This is a genomic window from Olivibacter ginsenosidimutans, assembly GCF_039542865.1.
Taxonomy (GTDB): Bacteria; Bacteroidota; Bacteroidia; order Sphingobacteriales; family Sphingobacteriaceae; genus Olivibacter; species Olivibacter ginsenosidimutans.
Window position 1 is genome coordinate 403,926 of the sequence record NZ_BAABIQ010000043.1, and the last position, 21,952, is coordinate 425,877.

Consider the following 21,952-nt stretch of genomic DNA (forward strand, 5'->3'; position numbering starts at 1 on the left):
GAGATATGGGATGTGACAATTGCTCATCCGGAGGAGGTTGTGCTCCTGCAGGTTGCCAAAGCAACGGCTCGTGCATGACCAATGGATGTAATAAATTAGATGTTTACGACTGGCTAAGCCATATGGATATGCCAGCTAATTATATACCGTTTAATATCATTGAAGTAAGGTTTAAGGGCTCACGCAAAGACTTCTATACAAATCCAGATCATATTTATTTGGAAATGGGTGAACCGGTGGCGGTCGAGACGGCAACAGGGGGATATGATATTGGGTTCGTTTCGCTCACCGGAGAATTGGTTCGATTGCAACTGAAGAAAAATAAGATCTCACCAGAGAGTGTGGATAAGAAAATTTTCCGGAAAGCTTCTGCAAATGATATGGCAAAATACCAAGCAGCCAAAGATTTAGAATGGGAAACGATGCATCGTGCACGGAAGCTGGCACTAGATTTAGGCCTATCCATGAAATTGAGTGATGTTGACTACCAGGGTGATAAGACAAAAGCAACGTTTTATTACACGGCAGAAGGCCGGGTTGATTTTCGCGAATTGATCAAAAAAATGGCTGAGGCCTTTCGAATCAGAATTGAAATGCGGCAAATTGGTATGCGGCAGGAGGCCAGCCGCTTGGGAGGGATCGGATCCTGTGGTAGAGAGCTGTGTTGCTCGACTTGGCTTACTGATTTTAAGACGGTATCTACTGCTGCGGCACGATACCAGAATTTGTCTCTAAATACCCTCAAGCTAGCTGGGCAATGCGGCAAATTAAAGTGCTGCTTAAATTACGAGTTGGATACCTATATGGATGCGCTGAAAGATATTCCAAGCGATATTGACCGGCTGGAAACTAAAAAAGGAACTGCGCGTTGGCAAAAAACGGACATCTTTAAGAAAATTATGTGGTTTTCTTACCCCGGCGAGGAAAATTGGATACCTTTAAAAATAGAACAGGTTAAGCAGATTTCTGAGGAGAATAAACAGGGTATTAAACCCGATGAGCTATCTGCGATAAAAGAAGAAGTCGTTGTGGCGAAGTCGGTAACGTATGATTATGAGAACGTCGTTGGTCAGGATAGTTTAACACGGTTAGATGAGAAGAATAAGAAGAGAAAACGCTCCACTTCCAAGAGACGGAATAAGAATAAACAGGCGGCCGGCGAAACTACACCGGGCGTAAACCAGTCAGATACTTCCCAAGATAAGCAAGAAGCGAAATCGAAAGAAACAACAAAAAAAGAAATAACGAAAAAAGAGCAGAAGTCAAAAGTGGGTGAGCAGGGTATGGAAGAGGTAAAGACGGGTCAAAATAAACCTAAAAATAATCGGAGGCGATACAATAGGGGCAAAAAGGCAGCGAATAAAACTGGGGATGCTTCACATGATAACAAGTCCTAGTGGCAAATATACCAGCTGGATTACCTATTGGTCTATTATCGGACTGATCATCGGATTATTGTTAACATCTTGTAGTGATGAGGCCATTGTCGATGAATTCAAACCGGTACCTGATGGCGCATGGAACTACGGATTTACGCCGGAATTTGCTGTAAAAATAGACCATCGGGAAATAGCCTATCAGCTTCGTATAAATGTACGTTTAAGCGCTGATTATCCCTATTCCAATCTTTTTGTACTTATTCACCAAACAGACGTACATAAAGCCGTTACATCAACCAAGCGGATAGGATTGAAGGTTGCCGATAAAGATGGCAAGTGGTTGGGAAAAGGAGTGGGTAGTCTTTACAGCTATCAAATCACTTATAATACGGATTACCATTTTCCGGATACAGGAACCTATCAGTTTAAGATTGAACAAAATATGCGCGATAATCCGCTAAAAGGAGTACGTGATATTGGCATTTGCATCGTCCCCGGAAATGCAATTCCGTAAAATCGGCATAATTTATGTCTTAGGGATATGGGTATAATAGTTTTTTAGGATCAAGATTTAAGTATCAAGTACCAAGATTTAAGTTAATCACAACAGATGAAATTTAGTTACAACGACTTACGGCACCTTGCTTTTTTTTCTCTTTTAATCATGACGCTTGCAGGTGTCTGGACCGCTTGTACCAAATCAAGTACACCTTTGGGTAAAATCCTTTATCAGGAAACTAAAAATCAAGTATATCAAAATCTTGATGCGGATTCTTTAGCCGAAACGTTTAAGGCTTATATGGTCACACACCCGAAGGCTTTTAAAAATCCCAAATACATAGAACGCTTTTATCAATCACAACAATACATACCTGTTTTGTTAACTCGGTTCTACGCCGACTCATCCTTATTTCAATTTATCGATCGCTTGGAACACATTGGCGAACATGGTCTTTCACCACACAATTATCCAATAGCTGCGCTTAAACGTTCTTTACAAGAGCTTAGCGATAAATCAGTTATCCGTACTCCAGCAGAGGCATATACACATATTGTGGCGTCTGAATTGCTTTTTGCGGACGCCTTTACTAATTACAGCATTGCTTTGCAGTACGGGCAGCTAAATCCCAGAAGGTCGTTATCCCGGTATTATATTCCTGTAGCTCGGCCGGATAGCTTAGCTTTTATGCGGGTTTTGTCTACACAGGATCTGGCATCTTATCTGGATAGTATACAACCCAAAAATGTTTTTTATAGACAACTACAACAGGCATTGCAAACAGAAAAAGGCTCGAAGGTAATGGCACTAACGGCTAATTTGGAGCGGCTCCGGTGGAAAATGGAAAGAGATAGTGATTTTATGGTATATGTCAATATTCCGGCGTATCAATTAACTGTTTTGAAGGATAGAGAGCCTGTAGCCCACATGAAAGTGGTCGTTGGGAAGGCAGACGGGCATGAAACACCGCTTTTAAGCAGTCGGATTCATAGTGTGCAGGTTAACCCGATATGGAATATTCCCGCTAGTATTGCCAAAAAAGAGATTTTGGTACAGGCAAAGGCGGATAAATTTTATTTGTCTAACCATGGTATGGATGTTTATTATAAGGGCAAGAAGGTAGCTGATGCCGATAGTATTGATTGGAGTGGATATAATGAAGATAATTTACCTTATAGTTTTAAACAGCGGCCAGGAGATGCGAATTCCTTAGGATTGATTAAATTTTTGTTTAATAATGGGAGTAGTGTTTATTTGCACGATACTCCTGCGAAAGCAGTTTTTAGTCGGAAAATGCGAGCCGCCAGCCACGGATGCGTTCGCGTAGAGCAACCATTGGATTTGGCGCATGCCCTATTTGGAGAGGGTGAGAAATATCAAACTATTCAGGAAGAAATGGGTAGTGAAAATCCGGTAGCGAAAACAATAGGTCTTAGTCCCAAACCGCAAGTCCTTTTGGATTATGCAACCTGTGCCCCTGATGAAGCGGGCGCCTTAACTTTTTATCCAGATGTGTACGGTTTGGATTCTACTGTATATCGATTGCTGTTAAAGTAAACCACCACTTTCATTCAATTCCATGGAATCTAATAGGGTTTTTTCGGGTGTTATGGACGACGCCATTAAGCTTTCAGTAGCCAGTTGCTCATTAAGCAATGCAGAGTGGTAGGTTTTCGAAGAACCATGGATATATAAAACGGATTTATCTTTAATGAGATTGATAATCTTATCTTTTAATGCTTCTGCTACAGCTGGGCAACCTTGACTTACTCCCATGCGGTCTTGACCTTTGAGAATTTTTGATCCTACATACCAAGCGCCATGCAATACAATTCCCCTCGCGCGGGCATTCGTGTTAAAGCCTTCGTCTAAGCCATCTAAACGCAATGAACGGCCATGTTTTCCTTGATAGGTTTCACCGGTAAGGTAAAACCCTAAGCTGCTTTGATTAGAATTGGGTCTATTCGAAAACGACTTAGCCTCTGTTAAACCACTACCACGGCCGTGGGCTACGAATGTATTTACTAATACACGGTCGTCTGCTAAGTCTATAATCCATAAACGAGGCTGACTGCTGTGAATACTTAGATCAGCTATACTTAAGATTGATGAATGTGTTTTGCCTTGATCGCGTAAATTTAGATAGCCAATATACGCTTGTTTAAACACATTACTATCTAAAGTAGGGGCAAAAGCTTTGATTTGTTGGTAAGTAGACTCAAAATTAGTAACCAAGATGGAGCGCTTCGTTTCTTTTTCCTCCATTTTTTTAGCATGATGTGCTATTGGCCGAGCGCTATTTGTTGAACGCCATCCCATGCATAGGGTAACTGCTAACAAAAAGAATGCGATGCTTGGTATTACCAGGCTTTTATTTAACTTCATAGGCATTTAACTTATTCGTTTACAAGGAGAAATTATAACCATACCTTCTCCAAAACGTTTGCTATTATAAATTATTGCATCGCAAAAATAAAAAAATAATCAAAAGAAACATATTGTTATAAGAAATATTTTAACTATTATGACAGTTTTGTGGTGTATTTCATAGAAAAGCACGTCGAGGTATAGGCTAAAATTTATCCCGCTAATAAAAACATTTATGGTTTCAGTTGTTTTAAGTAAATGCATCTAATCGATAAATTTAAGTAAGATAGGAATAAGAATACATGAAGACGATGGTTTATCAATATATAAAAGAAATAATAAAAAACGACGTGTTATACCTGACCATTAATCGGGAAGGAAAACTCAATGCGCTGAATATAGATACATTGCACGAATTACATCACGCATTGACAGCGGGTTTAACTAGTAGTGAAGTTAAAGGTGTTATTATTACAGGTGCTGGAGAAAAAGCTTTTGTTGCTGGAGCAGATATTGGGGAATTTGCTCAATTTGATGAACAGAAAGGACTGAAGCTTGCCCAGGAAGGTCAGAAAAAGGTGTTTGATTTACTATATGGGGCAGAGAAGCCTGTTATAGCAGCTATCAACGGTTTTGCCCTGGGCGGAGGCTTGGAATTGGCAATGGCCTGCCATATGAGGGTTGCTAGTCATATGGCGCGAATGGGTTTACCAGAAGTATCGTTAGGCCTTATTCCTGGCTACGGTGGTACACAACGACTTACTCAATTGGTTGGTAGGGGAAATGCTATGGAGATGATTCTCACAGGAGATATGATCAACGCTGAAAAGGCATTGCAAATCGGTCTGATTAATCATGTAGTGCCTGCAGATGAGGTTATTAGCAAAGCCGAAGAATTGCTGGCGCGGATAGCCTTACGATCACCAAGAGCAGTGGCCGCAGCCATCCGAGCCATTAACGCTTCTTTTGCAGCAGATGTGGGAGGATATGCTGTTGAAATAAATGAATTTTCAAAATGCTTTGGTACATCCGATTTTAAGGAGGGCGTATCTGCATTTCTGGAACGAAGACCTCCTAATTTTACAGCAGATTAATGCTTCCATTTGTTTTCGCGGTTTATTCGCTTTAATTTTACTTTTACCACTGAATTGGCAAACAGTTTGCTTGATAATTTGTATTTATAAAAGGTCACGTTTATGTAGCCTTAAATTTTGTAATTTGATCATTAACAATTAATCTTTTAGTTATGAACGATAACGGAAAAATAGTAGCTGCTTTACTAGCAGGGTTGGCTGCCGGTGCGGCTTTAGGAATTTTATTTGCTCCCGAGAAAGGCTCTGATACGCGTGATAAATTGAGCGACTCATTAAAAGACTTGGGCGACGCTATTAAAGAACGTACTGCAGAACAAGTAGAACAATTTAATGATCTCAAGGAGCGTCTGGTAGGCACTATTAAATCAAAGGTAAACAAAGGTGAAGCCGAAATAGAAGAGGCTATTGAAGAACATGCTTGAATATAATCCGAATGGAGGTGTCTAAAAGGTCGGCTACCCTTAACCGATATGATATGTGGAGGTTTAGTTGTGATGACGACTTCTTAGACCTCTCCATGGTGGAAAAATACTGTCTATGGAAGATCAAAATAAATTTTCACTTAAAGGCGTTATACAAAAGCTAAAAGAATATGTAAAAAATTATACCGATTTAGCTTATCTAAAGTTTGTAAGAAGCATCTCGAAGATCGTTCCGGGAATGGCTGTTGCGATCATAAGCCTTCTTTTCGCTTTTTTTGTTGTGTTTTATTTGAGCATGGCTCTTGCTTTCTTTATCGGTGAGTGGTTGCATAGTTATGCCTTAGGTTTTGCGCTCACGGGAGCGTTCTTTATACTGCTAATATTGCTGGTAGCCCTATTCAAAAAACCAATTAAGAAGCTTATAACGAATGTATGTGTACGCGTTTTTGTGCGCTTGCATAATGATGACGATGATGATGAATAAAATTTCGAACATGGCCGAATTACAGGCAGAAATTGCCAGGCTCCAAAATACTAAAGTGGAACAGGAAGCCTATTTGCAGTTCCAATTTGATTTATTGAAAGAAAAAGTAAATAAGCCTATTCATTTTTTTCAACAATTATTTTCTTTTCTACCCGGTGCCCAATTATTCAATAAGATTGGAATTAAAAACGGACAGTTTCATGAAGATTGGTTAACAAAGAGCTTAAAGGTTGGCTTGCCCTTTTTGGTCAATCGCGTTTTCTTTAAAAGAGCTGGTTATGTAAAACGTATTGTAATGGGCTTGCTATCCACGCAGGCAGCGGGATTATTGAATAAAGAGCGTTTAACGGGTATCATTGACAAGGTGACGCATTGGGTGAAAAGAGAATCAAAAAAAGGTACTAGCAGGCGAGCCCGACGTAATGCTAAAGCGGATTATAATTTTGGAATACCCCCGGATAGTGAAACGTTTTAACCCGAATTCCGCATAAAGAATTTTAAACAGTAGATACACAACCAATTAGGCACCGTTTAGAAGGCATTTCTGGTCTTTGGAAACGAACACTTTCAGAAAAAAACAGGCGTGAAATACCGAATGGATCATACCGATGGTGTGTGGATGAGGTATTAAACAGGTGGTCTCGCAAGCCTTACACGAAAATGGATGTGAAGGGGTTGTTTCATCGGTTCTTGCAGAACTTGTGTTAAAATAAAAAACCGTTGCCTTCAATGTGAAAGCAACGGTTTCTTGGAATAGCGATTCCGTATTACATCATGCCGCCCATGCCGCCTCCCATAGGAGGAGCACCAGCACCTGCTTTTTCTTCTTCAGGTTCATCCGCCAAAATACATTCTGTTGTTAACAACATAGAGGCGATAGATGCTGCATTCTCCAATGCGACACGAGAAACCTTTGTTGGATCGATAACTCCAGCTCCTATTAAGTTTTCGTAACGATCAAAGCGGGCGTTATAACCGAAGTCAGCATCACCTTCTTTAACCTTTTGAACCACAATAGAGCCTTCAGTTCCAGCATTGTTACAGATCGTACGCAAAGGTTCTTCAATAGCACGTTTGATGATATTGATACCAGTTGTTTCATCTTCATGAGCGCCTTTAAGGCCTTCAAGAGCTTCAATGGCACGAATGAAAGCAACACCACCTCCAGCAACAATACCTTCCTCAACAGCGGCACGTGTAGCGTGTAAAGCATCATCTACACGGTCTTTCTTTTCCTTCATTTCTACTTCCGTAGCAGCACCCACATAAAGAACAGCAACGCCACCAGCCAATTTAGCTAAACGCTCTTGCAATTTCTCACGATCGTAATCAGAAGTAGTGGTTTCAATTTGAGCCTTGATTTGATTTACGCGGCCTTTAATATCATCTGCATTACCAGAACCATTGATAATGGTCGTGTTATCTTTATCGACAACAACTTTTTCTGCTTGTCCCAAGTAAGAAAGTTCTGCATTTTCTAATTTATACCCTCTTTCTTCAGAAATAACGGTACCTCCAGTTAGAATGGCAATGTCTTCTAACATAGCTTTACGACGATCGCCAAACCCAGGAGCTTTAACTGCAGCAACTTTCAATGAACCACGAATCTTGTTTACAACTAAAGTAGCCAACGCTTCACCATCTAAATCTTCTGCAATGATGAGAAGCGGCTTACCAGTCTGAACCTGTTTTTCCAAAATAGGAAGCAATTCTTTCATATTACTGATCTTTTTATCGTAGATCAAAATATAAGGATTTTCCAATTCGGCTTCCATTTTTTCGGTATTCGTTGCAAAGTAAGGTGATAGGTAGCCACGGTCAAATTGCATACCTTCTACTGTTTTAACTTCAGTTTCGGTACCTTTTGCTTCTTCAACAGTAATAACGCCGTCTTTACCCACTTTTTCCATTGCTTCTGCAATTAATTCACCGATTACCTCATCGTTATTCGCAGAAATAGTAGCTACTTGTTTGATTTTGCTGTTGTCTTCACCAACTGTTTTTGATTGCGCTTTTAAATTTTCAACAACAACGGCCACGGCTTTATCGATACCGCGTTTCAAATCCATTGGGTTAGCTCCGGCAGCTACATTTTTAATACCTGCAGTTACGATAGCTTGTGCTAATACGGTAGCTGTGGTTGTTCCATCACCAGCTTGATCAGCTGTTTTAGAAGCAACCTCTTTTACCATTTGTGCTCCCATATTTTCTAATGGATCTTTTAGATCAATTTCTTTGGCTACCGTAACCCCATCTTTGGTGATGGAAGGTGAACCAAATTTCTTTTCAATGATGACGTTACGACCTTTTGGGCCTAAAGTTACTTTTACCGCATTCGCTAGGGTATCAACACCTCTTTTTAAAGCGTCACGGGCTTCAACGTTATATTTTACTTGTTTTGACATAATAGTACTTTTTAAAATTATCTGTTTACAGGATAGCGTAGATGTCGGACTCGCGCATAATTAAATATTCTTTTCCTTCATAGGTTATCTCGGTACCGGCATATTTACCATACAAAACTTCATCACCTACCTTTACGGTGATAGGTTCATCTTTTTTGCCTTCACCAACTGCAACCACTGTTCCACGTTGTGGTTTCTCTTTAGCAGTATCAGGAATGTAGATACCTGATGCAGTCTTTTCTTCAGCAGCAGCAGCTTCTACTACTACTCTGTCTCCAATCGGTTTGATACTTAATGCCATAATTTTAATAACTGTTATTATTGTTTTTTATATGATTAACGTTTCTGCGAAAGGATTGGTCATGAACTGTGCCAAACTATTAATCCTACCGTTTTGTTGTCATTTTTTCACGCTCATAGTGAGGAGTAAATAAAAAGCTGGTTTGGAATGTCAGCCGAGCTGAATATTTGTCAGCAAAAAGGGACATGCTTATCGCATGTCCCTTTCTTTCTATACGGTATGTCGTAAATTTTACTTCGTCGAATCAGTGCTTATCGGTTTTTGACCTTGCTGCGGTGTAGTAGGTGTTGCCGATGGCGCCTGAAGCGGAGCTGCTGGTGTAGTTGTCGGTGTAATTTGGTGTTGCAAATCATTACCATTAGTGCTTGCTCCCGGACTGGTTACATTGATTAAAAGCGAAAATACCATGATGGCAATCACTAAAACCCATGTTCCTTTTTCCAGAATGTCGCCTGTGCGTTGAACGCCCATCAGGTTGTTAGAGCCTGCAAAGCCGGAAGCCAAACCGCCGCCTTTCGGGTTTTGGATCAATACGATAAAAACCAATAGCACACTAGCTAGAATGGTTAATATAATCAATAAGGTATGCATTTCTTTATGAGCTTAATTAATTTTACTTTCTAAATCTCTAATACGGTCGGCAAAATAAGCACTTTTTTTGGGATATTTCAAACTTAATTTCATATAGGCATCAATAGCCTTATGATAGAGCCCCTGCTCAACATAAATTTGAGCTAAGGTTTCTGAAACAAATATCGATTGGTCTTCTGCACTTTGTTTAGCTTTGTTTTCCAACGTAATTTTATTAGCCTGAGGTGCTTTGATTTGTGGCTCTTCTTTGATGAAACGCGCTATGATTTCGTCTGTTTTATGCGGAATTTTGAAGGTAATCGTCTGGCTATCTTGAATATTTAATTTCTCTTCTGGAGATTGCAGATGGAAAATGTTTTCGCGGATTTGCTGGTCTAAGACCAGATCATTGAGCTCATTATGTAACTTTTTTAATGGGGGTTTGGATGTTGTTGCATATGGACGGTAAGTATCTGCATAATCCAAACGTGTTTTGTGTAACCACCAAACAAAGCTATAAGGCATCAATTCATCGTCATATTTGGAAAGGTCTTCTCTATCGGAACGATTCGTTGATAGGGTAGGTAAAACCTCAGTAGGACTTGATAAAATCTCTGGACCTTGATCGGTATTTTCTATATGCGCAGTTACAGCGCCATCCGAAGAGTTGATGGGCGTAGTATCCTTGCGATGTTGTTCTAATAGTAAATCAAGCTTGGCTACTGTATCCGGTTGATCTGTTGTCGTATTGTTAAGGGAGGCAACATAGCTATAGTAATACAGCTGATCGGGATTGTTGTATAGAGCAGCGCGGTTAATTAGCGTATGCTGGTCTTTGTGAAGGGCAGCGTGTTTTGCTGCTACAAACCAAAGGGCATGACTATATGGAAAAGCTTCCAACAACTGTTGAATATCGTCTGTTTTTGCTTGACCTGGATTGGCTAACACAGCAGCATACTGACGTTGTAATGAAGTTTTTCGTTCCACGATAAATTCGGTTAAGCTTACCAATTGGCAAATGCCCTGTTAAAAATATCTTCTGTTAATTGTTTGTTAATCGCAGTGATTAAATTTTGTTCTTGTGATTGTACGGTGCCTTGAAAGTCTTGATAACGTGTAAAGCTTTGTTCAAAGCTGTTCTCTGGCTTAATATTATCTACATATTTTACGGCAACTGTAATGGATAAACGGTTGGCTTGTGCCATATCATTAGCGCCCCCCACGGCTGTTGAGCTAATGGCATAGCCTGTAATACGCCCTTCAAATATGGCATCACCTTCTGAATTTACTTGGCTTAAACGTGTTTGATTTCTGATCTGCGTTTTTAACGCCTCCGTAAATTGTTGACTTAAATAGGGAACCACTATAGGGGCCGAGTTCTCGAAAAATTGTACATTAAATGTTTTCATTCCGTCGGGAATGGAGGCTCCGTTTAATTTATATATTCCGCAGGCTTGTGTTACAAGCAGAAAAGGAATAAGAAGATATGATAATTTAAATGATGTATACATTCCTGCTAATTCAAGTTCAAATCTTTAATTTTACGATATAAAGTGCGTTCTGATATGCCTAATTCTTGTGCCGCTAATTTACGTTTGCCCTTGTATTTTTTTAAGGCGCGTTTAATGAGATCCGATTCTTTTTCTACGAGCGATAACGACTCTTCCACTTCTTCTGTATGGGGAGCAACCAGTTCATAGTTTTCTTTGTTTGGAGCAGGTTGATGTATAGTCAACGGCGAAAAAGATTCATTATTGTTTGTTGCAGGGTGAACATCCCGATACAGCTGATTTACATAAGGGGAGTGATCGGAAATGGTATTGGCATTCACTCCATTTTTCAACAATTCAACAACTAATTTCTTTAAATCAACCATATCTTTCTTCATGTCGAAAAGCACTTTATAGAGCAAATCCCGTTCAGAGAAATCATCACTTCCTTTATTCTCCAAGCGCATCGGTAGGGTATTGATACGTTCTGGAGGGAGATAGGTTTGTAATATTTGAGCAGTAACTACTCTTTCTTTTTCTAAAACAGCAATCTGTTCGGCGATATTCTTTAGTTGCCGCACATTACCTGGCCAACTGTAGCTGGTTAATAATTGCTGAGCATCGTCTGTCAATTGTATACTAGGGCTTCTATACTTATCCGTAAAATCGGCTACAAATTTCCGGAATAGTAAATGAATGTCTTCCCTTCTATCTCGTAAAGAAGGGATACGTAAAGGCACTGTGTTTAATCGATAGTACAAATCTTCCCTAAACTTACCGGCTCTAACGGCATCATAAACATCAACATTGGTGGCTGCTATAATCCGTACATTAGTTTTCTGTACTTTAGAAGAGCCAACACGGATGTATTCTCCTGATTCCAGTACCCGTAATAAGCGCGCTTGTGTACTTAATGGGAGTTCTGCTACTTCATCTAAAAAGATGGTGCCGCCATTAACCACCTCAAAATAACCCTTTCTGGCTTCGTGCGCGCCTGTAAAAGAGCCCTTCTCATGACCAAAGAGCTCCGAATCAATGGTCCCCTCAGGAATAGCCCCGCAGTTAACAGCAATGAACGCACCGTGTTTCCTACTACTTAATTGATGAATAATATGGGAAAAAACTTCCTTACCACTTCCACTCTCACCGGTAATCAAAATAGAAATATCAGTGGGAGCCACCTGCCGGGCTACATCAATTGCCCTGTTTAGTAAAGGTGAATTACCAATTATACCAAATCTATTTTTTATATCCTGAATGTTCATGTATTTATACCTTAATCAATTATTTTACCTATCAAAGTGGCAGAGGTGCAGCTTTCGCCTAATACCTGTACATAGTCGCCAATCTTGTATTTCGTATTTACAGGGAAGACAACCATCGCATTCCGATCATTCCGACCACAATAATCTTTATCTGAACGTTTAGAAAAACCTTCTATTAAGACGTTATGTACTTTTCCCACCTGTTCTTGAAGCCTTTTTAAGCTATGTTCCCGCTGTTTGTTCACCACTTCGGTTAAGCGTCTTTTTTTAATATCTTCAGGGATATCGTCAGCATAACGTTTGGCAGCAAGGGTACCTGGTCTTTCTGAATAGGCAAACATATACGCATAATCGTATTGTACATAATCCATTATAGACAACGTATCTTGGTGTTCTTCCTCGGTTTCACTGCAAAAACCTGTAATTACGTCTGTTGATATACCACAGTCAGGAATAATTGTACGAATCGCTTGAATACGATCTATATACCATGAGCGATCATAGGTACGGTTCATCAATTCCAAAATTCTAGAATTACCTGATTGTACAGGCAGGTGGATATAGTTGCAGATGTTATCGTATTTGGCCATGCTATATAATACCTCATCCGTGATGTCTTTTGGATGGGATGTCGAAAAGCGTACTCTTAGGAGGGGACTGACCTGTGCGACCTTGACTAAAAGCTGTGCAAAATTGACCGGTTTTTGGTCGGCCGTTCCTTCTGTAGCTTGGGGTGTCCATTTGTACGAATCAACGTTTTGTCCTAAAAGCGTCACCTCTCGATACCCCGCTGCAAAAAGTTCTTGCGCTTCACGGACAATAGAATGAGGATCTCGACTTCTTTCCCTCCCTCTCGTAAAGGGAACCACACAGAAAGAACACATGTTATCGCAGCCTCTCATAATTGAAATGAAGGCCGTAATACCATTCGTGTTCAATCTAACCGGACTGATATCCGCGTAGGTCTCTTCTCGGGAAAGTAATACATTGACAGCCCGCGTTCCATCATCCACTTTTTCAATAAGATTGGGGAGATCACGATACGCATCAGGCCCGACAACCACATCGACCAATTTTTCTTCCTCCAAAAACTTTGATTTTAGACGCTCTGCCATGCAACCTAACACCCCTACAATCATTCCCGGCTTTTTATTTTTAGCAGCTTCAAATTCTTTTAAGCGATTTCGTACCCGTTGCTCCGCATTTTCACGTATGGAACAGGTATTAATAAATACAACATCGGCTTCTTTATAGTCGGCAGTAGTGGTAAATCCCTTATCTAGTAAAATGGAAGCAACGATTTCACTATCGGCGAAATTCATTTGACATCCGTAACTCTCGATGTATAGTTTACGATTATGCTGCTCCTCCTGATTCCCTTTAAGCATAACCGCCTCTCCTTGGCGTGATTCGTCGTGTTCTTTTAATCCGATTGGTGTCTCTATCATAGCCATGATTTAAGCCTACAAATTTACAATTTTTTTTTGTATTTTCGTGACAGTTTGTCAGCTATCCAATCTTCTTCTCCTAACGTTCGTATCAACGTTATATGAAATTCTTACCAGCTTCGCCTTATGTCCGTACCTTCATTTCCCTAATTATAGCGTTTAGGCAGGCTTCATCCGGGATGAGTCCAGGTTTTTACCATAAAAACCTGGACTCACTCCGGAGGGAACACGGACTCACCCCGGACTCACTGCAAAGAGGGCACGAAGAAAATAGGAGGATGGTACGATGTAGAACAGCGATTGTATGCGGTGTTTGCCCGAAGGTGTTATATTATAAGCAGGACTGCAAGGTAAGCATTATTGGCGATAATAAACCTGCCTTAAAGTAGAACAATTGTAGTCAGTTGATGTTTAATCTAAAAGAAGTTAATTAAATTAGCTAGTCGTGTTATTTTACTACGACAAAAATATACGATCAACCTATGGAGAAAACGACCGGGAAGCATCACAAGTGGAAAAGACCTTTGGTTTGGACGGGGGCTATTATGGTGAGCTTAATCCTATTAGCAGTCATTGCGGGTTTTATCTTACAGCACAAACTGCCAGATTTACTAAAAGCATCGGTTAAAGACAAAAGTAAGGGATTGTATGCACTCCAATTTAATGATATGCAGGTTAGTGTTTTAGCCGGACAGATAACGGTACATCAGGTACATTTGATTCCGGATACGATAGCTTATCGGCAAATGCGTGATAAACCGGAACGACTATTTACGGTACATATAGAACAGCTAGAACTTAAGGGTTTTAAAGTGCTCCGCTTTCTGGTGTCAAAAAAAATTAAGTTGACTGATTTAAACGTAGAAAAGCCTGTTTTGGTACAATGGAAGATGCCTGTTAAAAAAGCCAAACAGGTCAAAGAGAAGGGATTGCGGCAATTATTACAAGAATGGAGCGGCAGTAAGATTAACCATATCAACATACATGACCTTCGTTATAGAGCGGTGGATTGGGATAAACGTGCAGGCAACGGTGGATGGTTAAACCATCTAAATGTTGCTATAAACGATTTGTGGCTTGACCCAGCAACTAAAGCTGATACCAATTATTGCTGGATGGCTAAAAACATACAGTTGTATGGGAAAAATATAACCTATATTTCGGACGATGAACTGTATCAATTTCGAATGGCACAATTGAATACATCTACTGCATCTAAAATAATCCAGGTAGATTCCTTGCATATAGTACCGAAATATACGGAGGCGCAATGGTCTAAGGTATTATCCTATAAACGTGATCGATACCAAATGACTTTTCCCAAAATTGAGGTGAAAGGCATGCGTTTTAAGGAGTTTGAGCAGGAAGGTAGACTAATCGTCGATCAACTAGCCATTAAGGCACCATTACTTCATATTTATGCAGATAAAGGAATGCCTGAGCATAAGACGGTAGCTACAAATAATTTTCCATCACTGGCATTTCAACGTTTGAAGCTTCCATTAACAATAAAACAGATTCAACTCATAAATGGTGATATCTATTATAAAGAACGGAACCCTAAATCTGGTAAAGCAGGAATCGTATTTTTTAAGCAGCTGAATGGACAATTATCCAATGTTACTAACGATCCTATTCAACTTAAAAAGAAAGCTTGGATCGATTGCCGTTTTTCAACTTATTTTTTAGGGCAACCGAAACTCACCTTGGATCTCCGCTTCGATATGCAAGATACGACCGGAGCATTTCATTATAAGGGCTCTTTAACGGGAGCCCCTGCAAGTCTTTTTAATCAGGTATTAGAACCGTTGACGCTCGCTCGCGCCGAAAGCGGTTATATCCATGCCATCCGTTTTGATGTACAGGCCAATAGGTTTGGCGCATCGGTGAAAACAGATATGCGTTATAATGATTTTAAAATGGCTTTGTTGGATGCCAAAAGTGGCAAGCTGCAGAAGAAAGGCTTTTTGTCCCTTTTTATTAATTGGTTAGCCATAAAAAACGATAATCCTCCAAAAGCTGGTGAACCACCTCGTTTAGCACAACATTATTATCCACATGCGCAAGATGGCACATTTTTTAATTTATTATGGAAAGCGGTTTATTCAGGATTAAAAGTTAATTTAGGCTTGCCAAAATAATGGTAATTAATATGGATAAATAGCCTGAGCATAACCTAATAAAACGAATTGTTGATGTAATATTTATGAAACCCTTTTGGAAATGGATAATCGGCGTTTTTGTAACGCTTCTTTTGGTGCTCTCCGTGGGTGTTTGGTATCTAGGAAACCATTGGCGCCCCTTGTTAAATGAGAAATTACATGAGCTGGTACTGAGTTCTAGCGACAGTCTCTATCGTGTCGAGTACGATGATATGGATTTCAATTTGGTGACGGGGCACGCCTATCTGAATCATTTTAAATTAATTCCTGACACCGCGGTATATCATCGCCTAAAACAGCAGCAGAAGGCGCCTGATAATTTATATGCGGTTACAGTATCTCGATTGGAAATCAAGAATTTCCATCCTAAGAACATTTATACACAGCGTAAACTCAATATCGATCAAATTACCATTCAAAATCCGGATATTCAAGTCATCAATGAAAATCAACCCTATAACGACACAATTGCTACAAAAGACAAAAAAACGCTTTATCAGAAAATAGATAAGGTCTTGAATGAACTAACGGTTGACCACATCGCCTTCGAAAACGTTAATGTAACCTATAGCAATCGCAACGAACAGCTTGAAAAAACGACACGTTTGAAGAATGTCAATATTAACGTTACCAATTTAAGGGTAGATTCGGCTTCGCAATATGACAGTCTACGTTTTTATAATGCAAAGGCGGTGGATCTTCAAATGAACGATTATCGTATTGCAACTGGAGACAGCTTATATTATATTGATCTGAAGGGAATTCATTTTACATCAGCGGATAGGAGTCTGGTGTTAGAAGGACTAAAGATGACACCTCGATATAATAAGATTGATTTTTATAAGCAGACCAAAATCGCTAAAGATCGCTTCGAACTTAGTTTTGATACCATTGGTATTCATCGTATTGATTTATTCAAATTGCTTAGACAACAAAAATTGTATGCTGGCAATGTTACCTTAGGACAATCAAAAGTCGAAATCTATAATAACAAAGCGTATCCAAGTATTACGGAAAAGAAAATAGGGAAATATCCGCATCAACAACTCCGAAAGCTAGCGTTTCCGCTAAAAATTGATACGCTTTTACTCCATAATTTATTAGTGACGTACACGGAGCATAATGGGAAAACCGGACAGACGGGTATCGTCTCTTTTCATGATACGAAAGGGACTTTTTATAATCTAACCAATGACTCGTTGGCTTTAATGAACAATCAATTTCTAACTGCGGATTTGCAGTCAAAATTTATGAATAACGGTAAATTGCACATCCATTTTAGCTTTGATATGCTAGATAAATTAGGTGGATTTACGTATTCTGGCACATTAACTGGAATGAACGCAAAAGCATTAAATCCGCTTACCAAACCCTTAGCAATGATACAGGTAAGCTCCGGTTATTTTAGCAGATTGGCCTTCCGCGTTAAAGCGGACGAATATAAAGCCACCGGCCATGTTCAGTTTTACTATAAACATTTAGCCGTTCAGGTTATCCTCAAAGATAAAAATGGTGCAAAGGCGAAAAATCCAATGGTTTCTCTATTGACCAATAAGTTTCTTATTAATGATAGTAATCCTGATGCTAATGAGCGTTTTCATCCTGGCCCGATAAATTATCGTCGGCCATTAACGGCTTCATTTTTCAATTTCCTTTGGAAAAGCTTGTTCGAAGGGGTAAAAGCGAGCGTTGGCATCGACAAAGAACGGGAAGCAAAGCTTATGAATACCGCAGAAGAAGCTGATAAAACAGTGGGAAAGGTGAAAGGTTTCTTTAAGGGAATATTTAAGAAGAAGGATAAAAAAGAACCTAAAGCAGAAAGCCAAAATTAGCGGTTTTCTGCTTTAGGTTTTCTGCTTTAGGTAACTATAAAATTCCAACCAAAGGGGTCTTCAATCCTGCCGTAACGCAATTCATTGAGATAATCCAATACTTTATTGGAAAACTCACGGGTCTCGGGTGCCGGTAATTTGTACAGCTTGCCTGCATAACCAATTTCTGAAATAGGGGTTAATGTGGCTGCGGTACCGGCAGCAAAAGCTTCAGTTACGTTGCCTTGTTCAATGCCTTCTAGGAGTTCCTGTACGCTTACATCCCTAGTTTCTGTCTTGATTCCCCAGCTTTTAGCAATATCCATAATACTATGTCGGGTAACGCCTTGTAAAACGGTCTCCGAACCAGGTGTTACCAAAGTATCTCCTAACATAAAGACTAAATTGGCAGTACCTGCTTCTTCTATATAGCGATGTTCTTTCGCATCTGTCCAGATCAACTGGTCAAAGCCTTCATCTTGTGCTAATCGGGTTGGATATAAAGATAAAGCGTAATTACCTGCATTTTTTGAAAAACCTACGCCCCCAGCTGCTGCTCGCGTATAGAATGTCTCTACCTTTACGCGAAGGGGCTTATTATAGTAAGCACCGACAGGCCCGGTAATAATGATGAATTTATACGATTTGGATGGATGAACGCCTAAAGCAGGTTCTGTCCCAAACATAAAAGGTCTGATGTATAGAGAAGCACCGTCTACCGGTGGGACAAAAGCGCTATCGGTAGCAATAAGCTTCTTTAAACCACCCATAAAAATTTCCTCTGGAAGTTCGGGCATCTCTAAGCGGACGGCAGATTTATTAAAACGTTCAAAATTTTTATCTGGCCTGAAGATGCTGACACGGCCGTCTGCAAATTTGTAGGCCTTAATACCCTCAAAAATGGCCTGTCCATAATGCAAGGCTGAGGTGGCCGGACTGAGGCTGAGGTTGGTGTAAGGGACTATTTTGACCGATTTCCATTCACCATCATCATAATCTGCCACCAACATGTGGTCAGATAAAATCTGTCCGAACTTTAGGTTGTTAAAATCAACCTTCTCTAAATTGGAGTTCTTTGTTAACTCTACTTCAATGTTATACGCGTGTGCCACTGTGAAAAAAAATTAAATCCCTTGTTGTAGGGAATGCAAGTTAGGAAAAAAATGGAAAAGAAGTCAACTATTGGTAACATGTTGGTGAAATAAAGTGGCATTTTCGCTAAGCTTGATTTAAATGTTATCTTTGGCTTAAGATTAAAAGCGTATGAAGAATATTATTTTTAGCGCCTTATTAGCACTGCCTTTTTTGGCAAATGCACAGCAGGCGTATACCGTAAAAGGAAAAGTAGGAAATTTAAGTGCACCCGCTACTGCTTATTTATCGTACCGGCAAGAAGGTGGTAATCAATTGGACTCCACTAAGATAATCAACGGCTCGTTTACCTTCAGTGGCTCCGTTGAAGATCCAACCAATGCTGTTGTGGTTATTGCGCATAAAGGTGAACCAGTCATGCAATTGGAAGATCCTGATATGTTGCCTATTTTCTTAGAGAAAGGGGAAATCACGGTACAGTCTGCAGATTCTTTGCATAACGGAATCTTGGGTGGCACACCCTTAAATAAAGATCAGGCCGCGTTAAATACAGCGATGAATGCGATTAAAGATGAATCGGCTGCCGTGATGGCGATGTATTATGGCGCATCAGATGAGCAACGATCCACTGAAGCCTTTCAGAAAGATTTTCAACAACGTTATGAAGCGTTACAAGACAAACAAGAGGGCATTGTAGCAAAATTTATCAAGGAAAATCCTAATTCACTAGTCAGCATGTATACATTGCGCTCCAGTGTGGATCCCAATAGAAATTATGAGGAAGCGCAAGCATTATATAGTGGGCTTTCCAAAGAAGTGCAAACCAGTAAAATTGGCGCAGCTTATGGCGAGTTGTTGGCGGTTGCAAAAGGAACTAGCGTTGGGGTAGAAGCACCAGATTTTACCATGAATGATACGACCGGAAAACCTCTTGCCCTATCTTCCTTAAGAGGGAAATATGTCCTGATTGATTTTTGGGCCAGTTGGTGTGGGCCCTGTCGGCAAGAAAATCCTAATGTAGTTGCGGCCTTCAATAAATTCAAAGACAAAAACTTTACCATATTAGGCGTTTCGTTGGATCGCCCAGAAGGAAAAGAAGCTTGGTTACAAGCCATTAAGGATGATGGGCTGACTTGGAATCATGTTTCGGATCTTCAGTTTTGGAACAATGCTGCAGCCAAATTGTATGGAGTAAGAGGGATTCCCGCTAATTTTTTAATAGATCCGCAAGGGAAAATCATTGCTAAAAACCTTCGTGGAGAAGATTTGCAAAATAAATTGCAGGAGTTGTTACCGTAATTAGCTTAGTGCTATTCATATATTAAAAGAACGATTTTCTTTACTTTTTTTCGCAGGAAAAAAGTAAAGAAAAAAGCTCCCGCTTCAAAATTTAAAGGAAAGACACTGCCTCCAACTACACCTTGTAAATTTTGGAGGCGGCTTTTTCTAAGGTTGGTACTTTAAACCATTCGTGTTATCTTTTCTGCGTGCTTGGCAGAGCACTTCGTTCTCCTTAAATCCGCCTTAGAGTTTGCGGTTTGCAGGTGGAGGCACTTGCTTTGTAGCAATTATCTACAGCGAGAGTTTATTCCACAAATGTTCATTTTAAAAGGTGTTCATGAACTCGTCGTAAACTCCTCGGTTTTTTCTACTTTTTGCGAAAAAAGTAGAACGAAATTAAAAAAATAGATAAAGAAAGGTTCCTTTAATATTTAGCTCATGGCATACGCCATCACCCTAACTAATACAAAATACGCAGTTTAATTGTAGTTGCAATCAACCGAAGTTCTTTCAATAATTTATCATCATATCCCTTACTGATGTCGGTAATCACATAACCAATGTTTCCCTTGGTCATCAAGAATTGGGCAACAATATTAATGTGATGCTGGGCAAAAACATGGTTAATTTGTGCCATGATACCTGGCACATTTTGGTGAATATGGATTAGGCGATGAGCCTGATGTTTTCTCGGCAGCTGCATATTCGGGAAATTACGACTCATTGCCGTATCGCCTTTATTAATAAAATCAGCCATTCTTTTGGGAATGAATTCTCCGTTCCTTTTTTTATTCTTTTTGTCGTCGAAGATGACGACCCCCATCTCATTGCACAGTTCACGATTGATCATTCCTTTACTATTGCCTAAATAACCAATCGTCTTTAACTTTTCGGCCCGTGCCAATTGTTCGTCACGAATGCTGGTGCCATTAGCCAGTAACAGCATGCCTACATCCTTAACATATTTTTCTTCAAAAATCTCTTTATGGCGGATGGAAAATCCATCTCTACGCAGGATATGCAGCGCAATTTCCGGAACATCCCCTAAAATTAAGCATAGGATCCTATTTTTAGGATAAGAGATTGCACGAGGTAAATGGTTGACATATAGGAATTCATCTAAACTGGGTGTAATATGATCTGCCTTTTCCGATACAGCTTTTCGTTCAATATTTTCTGTAAAGGCATAGAATTTTTCAATAAGGCCGGACTCTTTGAGTTGAAAGTCTGAATAACCATCCCCTATACCATATATGGTACCGTCAAGATTCATGGTTTGAAGGAGTTTTACTTTGCCTCCTTCATCGGAAAGGGGATTGTTTTCATCATAACCAATAATATTGCCCCCGTTATCAAAAACGAAAGTGTTGGCATAAATATTTTCAGTTTTAATGCCATAAGGCGTAACAACGGGGGTGATAAATTCTTTGAAACCTCCTGATACGATCAATACTTCATCGCTATGCTCCCGAAAAAAATCCCGATTTCTGGAAAATGAGGAAGAAACCTTTCTTTTTAGATGGGCGATTAGTTTTTCTAAATGTATTTTGTTCGCTTGGAGAAGTTTTACACGACCAGCTAAGCTTTCTCGAAAGGAAATATTCCCTTCCATAGCCGCATTGGTCAATCGTTCAATTTCGTGGTAAATCAAATCCTGCTCTGGGTGATGTTCGAGTGAAATCCTAGCTAACTCATCAAGTGCTTCAACCTGTGTAAAAGTACTGTCGAAATCAATGATGTAATAATGCTTCATATTTTTGTTCGTTATTCGTTGTTAGTGTCAAGTATCAAGACCTTTCTAAAGTTGTGCGTTGTGCGTTACGAGTTATGAGCGCCTATATAGCTTACCACGGGCGCGCAACTCGCAACTGGTAACTTGCAA

At 39.8% G+C, this 21,952-nt stretch carries 20 protein-coding genes; 10 read left to right on the forward strand and 10 right to left on the reverse strand.

Features of this window, described 5'->3' with window-relative positions; all coding sequences use genetic code 11:
• Positions 1-5 precede the first annotated feature (5 nt).
• From ABD930_RS19160 to ABD930_RS19170, 3 genes are all read left to right on the forward strand, one after another.
• Entirely contained in the window at positions 6-1,397 is a 1,392-nt protein-coding gene (locus tag ABD930_RS19160) for a PSP1 domain-containing protein (RefSeq protein WP_345234322.1), read from the forward strand.
• Positions 1,381-1,893, forward strand: coding sequence for a gliding motility lipoprotein GldH (locus ABD930_RS19165; RefSeq protein ID WP_345234324.1), 513 nt, complete (start codon positions 1,381-1,383; stop codon positions 1,891-1,893). Before ABD930_RS19160 ends, ABD930_RS19165 begins: the two co-directional genes overlap by 17 nt.
• 96 nt (positions 1,894-1,989) lie before the next feature.
• Positions 1,990-3,435, forward strand: a complete 1,446-nt coding sequence (locus ABD930_RS19170; RefSeq protein ID WP_345234327.1) for a L,D-transpeptidase family protein — start codon at positions 1,990-1,992, stop codon at positions 3,433-3,435.
• Here ABD930_RS19170 and ABD930_RS19175 read toward each other — a convergent pair.
• Positions 3,427-4,263, reverse strand: coding sequence for a murein L,D-transpeptidase catalytic domain family protein (locus tag ABD930_RS19175; RefSeq protein ID WP_345234329.1), 837 nt, complete (start codon positions 4,261-4,263; stop codon positions 3,427-3,429). The two genes, ABD930_RS19170 and ABD930_RS19175, sit on opposite strands and share 9 nt — an antisense overlap.
• A 293-nt stretch (positions 4,264-4,556) precedes the next feature.
• On the opposite strand from ABD930_RS19175, the gene ABD930_RS19180 reads away from it, so the two are divergent.
• From ABD930_RS19180 to ABD930_RS19195, 4 genes are all read left to right on the forward strand, one after another.
• A complete protein-coding gene (locus ABD930_RS19180) occupies positions 4,557-5,339 on the forward strand; it encodes an enoyl-CoA hydratase/isomerase family protein (protein ID WP_345234491.1) in 783 nt (260 codons plus the stop codon).
• Positions 5,340-5,491: 152 nt separating this feature from the next.
• Entirely contained in the window at positions 5,492-5,761 is a 270-nt protein-coding gene (locus tag ABD930_RS19185; protein WP_345234331.1) for a YtxH domain-containing protein, read from the forward strand.
• Positions 5,762-5,876: 115 nt separating this feature from the next.
• Entirely contained in the window at positions 5,877-6,245 is a 369-nt protein-coding gene (locus ABD930_RS19190) for a phage holin family protein (RefSeq protein ID WP_345234333.1), read from the forward strand.
• Positions 6,246-6,255: 10 nt separating this feature from the next.
• Positions 6,256-6,720 (forward strand): hypothetical protein, encoded by a 465-nt coding sequence (locus ABD930_RS19195; RefSeq protein ID WP_345234335.1) that lies wholly within the window; start codon positions 6,256-6,258, stop codon positions 6,718-6,720.
• 292 nt (positions 6,721-7,012) lie between these two features.
• Here ABD930_RS19195 and groL read toward each other — a convergent pair whose 3' ends face one another.
• From groL to miaB, 7 genes are all read right to left on the reverse strand, one after another.
• Positions 7,013-8,650 (reverse strand): chaperonin GroEL, encoded by a 1,638-nt coding sequence (groL, locus tag ABD930_RS19200; protein ID WP_425571145.1) that lies wholly within the window; start codon positions 8,648-8,650, stop codon positions 7,013-7,015.
• Positions 8,651-8,675: 25 nt separating this feature from the next.
• Positions 8,676-8,951 (reverse strand): co-chaperone GroES, encoded by a 276-nt coding sequence (locus ABD930_RS19205; RefSeq protein ID WP_345234337.1) that lies wholly within the window; start codon positions 8,949-8,951, stop codon positions 8,676-8,678.
• A gap of 231 nt (positions 8,952-9,182) precedes the next feature.
• Entirely contained in the window at positions 9,183-9,542 is a 360-nt protein-coding gene (gene secG, locus ABD930_RS19210) for a preprotein translocase subunit SecG (protein ID WP_345234341.1), read from the reverse strand.
• A 12-nt stretch (positions 9,543-9,554) separates the two neighbouring features.
• Positions 9,555-10,508, reverse strand: a complete 954-nt coding sequence (locus tag ABD930_RS19215; protein WP_345234343.1) for a hypothetical protein — start codon at positions 10,506-10,508, stop codon at positions 9,555-9,557.
• A gap of 17 nt (positions 10,509-10,525) precedes the next feature.
• On the reverse strand, positions 10,526-11,032 hold the full coding sequence (locus ABD930_RS19220; protein ID WP_345234345.1) for an LptE family protein: 507 nt from the start codon (positions 11,030-11,032) through the stop codon (positions 10,526-10,528).
• Positions 11,033-11,037: 5 nt separating this feature from the next.
• Entirely contained in the window at positions 11,038-12,276 is a 1,239-nt protein-coding gene (locus ABD930_RS19225; RefSeq protein WP_345234348.1) for a sigma-54 interaction domain-containing protein, read from the reverse strand.
• 11 nt (positions 12,277-12,287) lie between these two features.
• A complete protein-coding gene (gene miaB / locus ABD930_RS19230; protein ID WP_345234350.1) occupies positions 12,288-13,724 on the reverse strand; it encodes a tRNA (N6-isopentenyl adenosine(37)-C2)-methylthiotransferase MiaB in 1,437 nt (478 codons plus the stop codon).
• Between the two features lie 482 nt (positions 13,725-14,206).
• On the opposite strand from miaB, the gene ABD930_RS19235 reads away from it, so the two are divergent.
• Positions 14,207-15,865 (forward strand): hypothetical protein, encoded by a 1,659-nt coding sequence (locus tag ABD930_RS19235; protein ID WP_345234352.1) that lies wholly within the window; start codon positions 14,207-14,209, stop codon positions 15,863-15,865.
• 65 nt (positions 15,866-15,930) lie between these two features.
• Positions 15,931-17,718: a hypothetical protein gene (locus ABD930_RS19240; protein ID WP_345234354.1), complete on the forward strand. Its 1,788-nt coding sequence runs from the start codon at positions 15,931-15,933 to the stop codon at positions 17,716-17,718.
• 26 nt (positions 17,719-17,744) lie between these two features.
• On the opposite strand, the gene ABD930_RS19245 is transcribed toward ABD930_RS19240, so the two are convergent.
• Complete coding sequence (locus tag ABD930_RS19245) at positions 17,745-18,809, reverse strand: branched-chain amino acid aminotransferase (protein WP_345234356.1); 1,065 nt, start codon at positions 18,807-18,809, stop codon at positions 17,745-17,747.
• A 151-nt stretch (positions 18,810-18,960) separates the two neighbouring features.
• Here ABD930_RS19245 and ABD930_RS19250 point away from each other — a divergent pair, with 151 nt between their 5' ends.
• Entirely contained in the window at positions 18,961-20,088 is a 1,128-nt protein-coding gene (locus ABD930_RS19250; RefSeq protein ID WP_345234358.1) for a redoxin domain-containing protein, read from the forward strand.
• A gap of 442 nt (positions 20,089-20,530) precedes the next feature.
• Here the strand turns inward: ABD930_RS19250 and ABD930_RS19255 are convergent, their stop codons facing one another.
• Complete coding sequence (locus tag ABD930_RS19255) at positions 20,531-21,823, reverse strand: HAD-IB family phosphatase (RefSeq protein WP_345234360.1); 1,293 nt, start codon at positions 21,821-21,823, stop codon at positions 20,531-20,533.
• Between the last annotated feature and the right edge of the window lie 129 nt (positions 21,824-21,952).

Excerpts from the sequence above, each read along its gene's own strand:
- ABD930_RS19160 (WP_345234322.1), top strand. The coding sequence starts at position 6 with ATGGGATGTGACAATTGCTCATCCGGAGGAGGTTGTGCTCCTGCAGGT.
- ABD930_RS19165 (WP_345234324.1), top strand. The coding sequence starts at position 1,381 with ATGATAACAAGTCCTAGTGGCAAATATACCAGCTGGATTACCTATTGG.
- ABD930_RS19170 (WP_345234327.1), top strand. The coding sequence starts at position 1,990 with ATGAAATTTAGTTACAACGACTTACGGCACCTTGCTTTTTTTTCTCTT.
- ABD930_RS19175 (WP_345234329.1), bottom strand. The coding sequence starts at position 4,263 with ATGAAGTTAAATAAAAGCCTGGTAATACCAAGCATCGCATTCTTTTTG.
- ABD930_RS19180 (WP_345234491.1), top strand. The coding sequence starts at position 4,557 with ATGGTTTATCAATATATAAAAGAAATAATAAAAAACGACGTGTTATAC.
- ABD930_RS19185 (WP_345234331.1), top strand. The coding sequence starts at position 5,492 with ATGAACGATAACGGAAAAATAGTAGCTGCTTTACTAGCAGGGTTGGCT.
- ABD930_RS19190 (WP_345234333.1), top strand. The coding sequence starts at position 5,877 with ATGGAAGATCAAAATAAATTTTCACTTAAAGGCGTTATACAAAAGCTA.
- ABD930_RS19195 (WP_345234335.1), top strand. The coding sequence starts at position 6,256 with ATGGCCGAATTACAGGCAGAAATTGCCAGGCTCCAAAATACTAAAGTG.
- groL (WP_425571145.1), bottom strand. The coding sequence starts at position 8,650 with ATGTCAAAACAAGTAAAATATAACGTTGAAGCCCGTGACGCTTTAAAA.
- ABD930_RS19205 (WP_345234337.1), bottom strand. The coding sequence starts at position 8,951 with ATGGCATTAAGTATCAAACCGATTGGAGACAGAGTAGTAGTAGAAGCT.
- secG (WP_345234341.1), bottom strand. The coding sequence starts at position 9,542 with ATGCATACCTTATTGATTATATTAACCATTCTAGCTAGTGTGCTATTG.
- ABD930_RS19220 (WP_345234345.1), bottom strand. The coding sequence starts at position 11,032 with ATGTATACATCATTTAAATTATCATATCTTCTTATTCCTTTTCTGCTT.
- ABD930_RS19225 (WP_345234348.1), bottom strand. The coding sequence starts at position 12,276 with ATGAACATTCAGGATATAAAAAATAGATTTGGTATAATTGGTAATTCA.
- miaB (WP_345234350.1), bottom strand. The coding sequence starts at position 13,724 with ATGATAGAGACACCAATCGGATTAAAAGAACACGACGAATCACGCCAA.
- ABD930_RS19235 (WP_345234352.1), top strand. The coding sequence starts at position 14,207 with ATGGAGAAAACGACCGGGAAGCATCACAAGTGGAAAAGACCTTTGGTT.
- ABD930_RS19240 (WP_345234354.1), top strand. The coding sequence starts at position 15,931 with ATGAAACCCTTTTGGAAATGGATAATCGGCGTTTTTGTAACGCTTCTT.
- ABD930_RS19250 (WP_345234358.1), top strand. The coding sequence starts at position 18,961 with ATGAAGAATATTATTTTTAGCGCCTTATTAGCACTGCCTTTTTTGGCA.
- ABD930_RS19255 (WP_345234360.1), bottom strand. The coding sequence starts at position 21,823 with ATGAAGCATTATTACATCATTGATTTCGACAGTACTTTTACACAGGTT.